The following is a 4582-nucleotide window of genomic DNA, read 5'->3' as shown; positions in this document are numbered from 1 at the left end:
GTTTGCAATATAAATTTCAAAAAAATCCAAATTCCAAAACTGTAAAATATAGTTACTAGCATTAGATTAATTGGTCTTCTAAAGTTAAATTTCTTTTCACACAAAAAATAGGCACCAATTATTACAAAAATATCGACCCCTAATTTGCCAAAAAAGTGTAAAAATAAGTTAACTTTCAACGCACCTAAATATTGTGTATTATAAACCCACCACTTAAAGGTGCTATGGTAGGCATAGTGATGAATCACTATTGCAAACATACTCAATATCCGAAGTAATTCAATACTCGAATTTCGACTACTTCTCTTTATCATTTATTTCTCCTACTCTCTCTATAAAACCCAACCACAATCATGATCATCACGATCATTGTCGGCAATGCCGCTATAATGGCTACCGATTGAATATTATACATATTACTATTACTGATTAACAGTGCCATTGGCAATACCATAAACACAATTGCCCAAAATCCTCGAATCGCTTTACTAGGTTCTTCTTCGATTGATAAGTGCTTATATGAATATTTAGAGATAACCATAGTAATAGAATCAAACACGGTTGAATATAAACCAATCATTGCTAAAGCCAAAAGAATCAAGGCAATGCGATACTGAGGCAAAGTCTCCATTAGCTTAATGGCTACCTGGGCATAGTTTTTGCCATCTGAGATTAACTGGGTAGCGTTGACTAATCCTTGCACTTGGCGTGACATGCCAAAGCTACTTAACACAACGAAAGCACAGAAGGTTCCACCTAGTCCCCAAGTATAACCGCGTAAAACTACGTCCTTAATTGTTCGTCCCCGACTAATACTACCAATAAAAAATGGCGTGGCCACACACCAAACAATCCAATATGACCAGTAGTAGATTGTCCAGTTTTGGGTAAAACTATGGCTATGAGTTGTCGTCGCCATCCCGATGAAATTTTGGGTTAAATTCCCTACTGCCTGGACACCAGCATCGACAATATAACTAAAAGAACCGCTGAAAAGTAAAACATAGAGTAATAAGCCAATAAAGAAAACATAACAAATCGTACTTAACCGCGAAATTGCCTTCATTCCAATTACTGAAGCAATCAGATAAATTGAAACAACCACGCAAATTAAAATAATCGATAGTTGCTTAACCTGACGGATTCCAAAAAGGACACCAACCGTTTGCGACAATAAGGGCATGGACATGGAAAAAGTAGTCGCCGTTCCTGCAATTAAAGCAAAGATAGCGATTAAATCAATCAATTTTCCCGCTATGCCATCAGTATATTTATCCAGTAATGGTCGACAGGCTTCTGAAAATTTCTGTCGTTTGTTTTTGGTCACATATAGCATATAGGCAAATGCCACCGCCAACATTAGGTAAAACGACCAAGCAATCGGTCCCCAATGAAATAACGAATAGGTTAACGACCATTCCATTGTTGCCCCTTTTTGCTTGATAAACGTCTCACTGGAATACATTAGCCATTCACATAAGGCGTAAAAGATAATATCGGCTGACATGGTTGAAGTAAAAATCATGACTCCCCAGCGAAGGTTTGAATATTCGGGTTTGTCTGTTGAATCACCGAGCTTGATTCGGCCAATCCTTGAAAAAGCAGCGTACAGTGTACTGATAAAAAAGAACAATCCCACCAAAATATAGAGAAACGATAATTGATTATTTAAGAATGACCGAATACCTTCCAAAATGAGCTGTGAATTTTTAGGGAAGCGTTCTAATAAAAAACTCAGGCCAAAAACAACAATAATCGGAATAGTAACTAAGGACCAGTCAATTTGTTTATACTTTTTCACGATCCTATCCTCTCTTTGTCAGCCGCTGATCAACCTGTTTCAATTGGTCGACACTATCAATTTCGATAATATCATTAGCCGCAATTGGCATTACATATAATGAAAACTCATCAAAGTAATCAAACATGGCAATATCATCCCAGTAAATATCATAATGATGAGCATGTTCAAACTCTTCTTCTAAGTAGTCTTTCAGACGCAGACTATCTTCCGCTTGCCATTTTGATAGGCTATATAAGCGCCAACCATGATCATTTCCTGAACGGTCGCATTGTAAGATCTTACCATTTTGATCGGGATGCATAATCCATTCATCAGTAAACCGATCAATCTTTGCTCCAGCATATCCAGAATGGGTAAATTCCCTCTTTAATAATTTGGGATTCATTACTAACTGATCGCCATCGAGGATTACCGTGTTCTTTAATTCATTACGAGCCACATACAATGATGAGATATTATTGTACTGGTTATAGTACGGATTATTAATCAGCTTCACACCTGGATACTTTTCTCCCAGATAATTAAATTGCTTGGCTAAATAACCGACAACAATTGAAATATCATAAATTCCATTTTGGTGCAGTCCTTCAATTACTGATTCGACCATTGGCTTTCCCGCAACCCTAATTAGCGGTTTAGGTGTTTTATAGGTTAACGGACGCATCCGGGTGCCTAAGCCCGCTGCCATAATAATTGCGTTTTCTATTTCTGCCATCTTATTTCCTTTCCAAGTACCGAAGCACCTTTTGACTGTACTCTTTTGCGTACCGATACTGAGCTAATGAGTATTCACCAAAGTCTAAGCCTAATGACTGCTTGTATTCGCACCAATTACTCCAAAGCAGACCACATATAGCAACATAAGCGTAAATCTTATACCGAATAGCCTCACTGACTGAATGTTCAAAATATAAGTCAATTAAGTGATCTATCTGTGATTGATCGTACATTGAGTAAATTGCAAACATAGCAATATCGACATGTGGATCCTGCATTCCAGCATATTCCCAATCAATTAAGAAAATATTTCCTTGTTGATCAAACACAAAATTATCGGCATTCGCGTCAATATGACATAGCGTCCACTCTTTATCCAACCGCTCAATATATTGCAAGAGTCTTTCTACCTGTTGTTTCACCTTACCGTAATCACGATAGGCAGAAGGGACACTGCGTAACTGCTCATACTTACTAATTTGACCAGCTAAATCAAATTGATGATCAACTTTTAAGTTCTCCTGATGCATTTGTTTCAATAGGTGCATGCATTGTTGAACATCATCCCAATTATTAGGATCACAATTTCGGGAGTTTTCAATAAACTCAGTTAGTTTATAGCCGTTTTGGGGATTTAAATACAAGGTCCGTTCTACATAAGGTAATCCTTTAATCCTTTGATAAACATCGTATTCTTGGTGACGATTAATTAATTGACCAGTTCCTGCTCCAGGGATCCGCATAATGTATCGTTTTCCCTGACAAGAAAAGATGAAGGAACGATTAGTCATCCCTTTCTTCAAGACGTGGATCTGATTAATTGCTTCTCCAGGAACTTTTAGCGTCTGTTCAATTACATCAATTGCGTCATTTTTTAAATGATTGGAATTACCATCAAGATCACGCAATTCTTCATAAGAGTTGATTTCGGCATACTCATGCTCATCAACCAAGTTGGCATCAATCGCCGAACCATGAAAGTCTAAAGCCGATTCCCAAAACTGATTAAGTCCATCACGTGAGTCTACCCAATCAATTAATCGTTGTTTTAGTTGTTTTCCTAACTCATTATCCAGATATGCGAGGCCAACCATTCTATTGCCGTCTTGATTAACCGGCTTAATGTTTCCTCGATTAGTTACTTGCCAGTTTGAACCCGAATTAGTTTGTCGACTAAACATGTACCATGCTTGATCTTCAAGTGCTGAAAACGGATTGTTCTTAAACCAAAGATCACACGGAACAATATAACTATTTTCTAAATAATCCTTAGCCAGATACAATGAATACAGGTTATTCCATTCACCGTATTTAGTATTAACTATTAATTCAATCCCATATTGATCGATCAAGTATTCATAATGCTCTTTCATAAAGCCAACAACAATTTTAATCCGCTTGATCCCTTTAGCTTGAAGCTGCTTGATCAGGCGCTCAATTAACGGTTCTCCATTAATTTCTAGCAATCCTTTAGGCTCCTCGGTATTAATGGGAACCATCCGCATTCCAAAGCCAGCAGCTAAAATGACTGCCTGTTGCGGATGATGGTTTTCAATATACTCTTTTCCCTTAATCGTTAGAGACAGCTCCTCATTAAAGAAGCCATTCTGCTTCAACTGATCTAATAACTGATTAACCTTTCCTAAGGAGATATTCAGCTGACTTGCCAAGTCTCTTTGAGTTATTTGAGGCTTTTTTAATTTTAATTTGAATAAATCTAGTAATTGTTTGTTCATATATTCTATCCTTTTATATAAAATTGAACAATGACATTTTATCACCGTATAGCATATTTTTAAATACATTATACGTTGATAGGTTAAATAAAAAGATTCTTACCTTTATAAAAAAGTAAGAATTGAAGTGAAAAATTGGACATTTTAATTCAGGCAACTTTTTCTAAGACAAGATTTCGATATCCAATCGGTGTCCTGCCTTTTAGTTTGTGTTTGATCTGTTTTTCGTCGTAATATTGTATCCACTTCTTCGTGGCTTTTATCACTTTCTTCTTGGTTTGTTAATAATATCCATAGTACAATTTGGCTTATATAGTATGAAAGT

General features: G+C 36.6%; 4 protein-coding genes. All 4 read right to left on the bottom strand.

The genetic code is table 11. The features are described 5' to 3' along the window. Window positions 1-314: acyltransferase family protein (locus tag HMPREF0549_RS09990; RefSeq protein ID WP_003716775.1), on the bottom strand; the 314-nt coding region annotated here is incomplete at its 3' end. Continuing rightward, complete coding sequence (locus HMPREF0549_RS02930) at window positions 311-1801, bottom strand: BCCT family transporter (RefSeq protein WP_003716774.1); 1491 nt, start codon at window positions 1799-1801, stop codon at window positions 311-313. The genes HMPREF0549_RS09990 and HMPREF0549_RS02930, both read right to left, overlap by 4 nt. Window positions 1802-1805: 4 nt before the next feature. Continuing rightward, a complete protein-coding gene (locus tag HMPREF0549_RS02925) occupies window positions 1806-2519 on the bottom strand; it encodes an NTP transferase domain-containing protein (protein WP_003716773.1) in 714 nt (237 codons plus the stop codon). Window position 2520: 1 nt separating this feature from the next. Next, a complete protein-coding gene (locus tag HMPREF0549_RS02920) occupies window positions 2521-4257 on the bottom strand; it encodes a phosphotransferase (RefSeq protein WP_003716772.1) in 1737 nt (578 codons plus the stop codon). Between the last annotated feature and the right edge of the window lie 325 nt (window positions 4258-4582).

Source organism: Limosilactobacillus vaginalis DSM 5837 = ATCC 49540, assembly GCF_000159435.1.
In the GTDB taxonomy this organism is placed as follows: Bacteria; Bacillota; Bacilli; order Lactobacillales; family Lactobacillaceae; genus Limosilactobacillus; species Limosilactobacillus vaginalis.
This window is presented reverse-complemented; position numbering and strand designations above follow the sequence as displayed.

Excerpts from the sequence above, each read along its gene's own strand:
- HMPREF0549_RS02920 (WP_003716772.1), bottom strand. The coding sequence starts at position 4,257 with ATGAACAAACAATTACTAGATTTATTCAAATTAAAATTAAAAAAGCCT.
- HMPREF0549_RS02925 (WP_003716773.1), bottom strand. The coding sequence starts at position 2,519 with ATGGCAGAAATAGAAAACGCAATTATTATGGCAGCGGGCTTAGGCACC.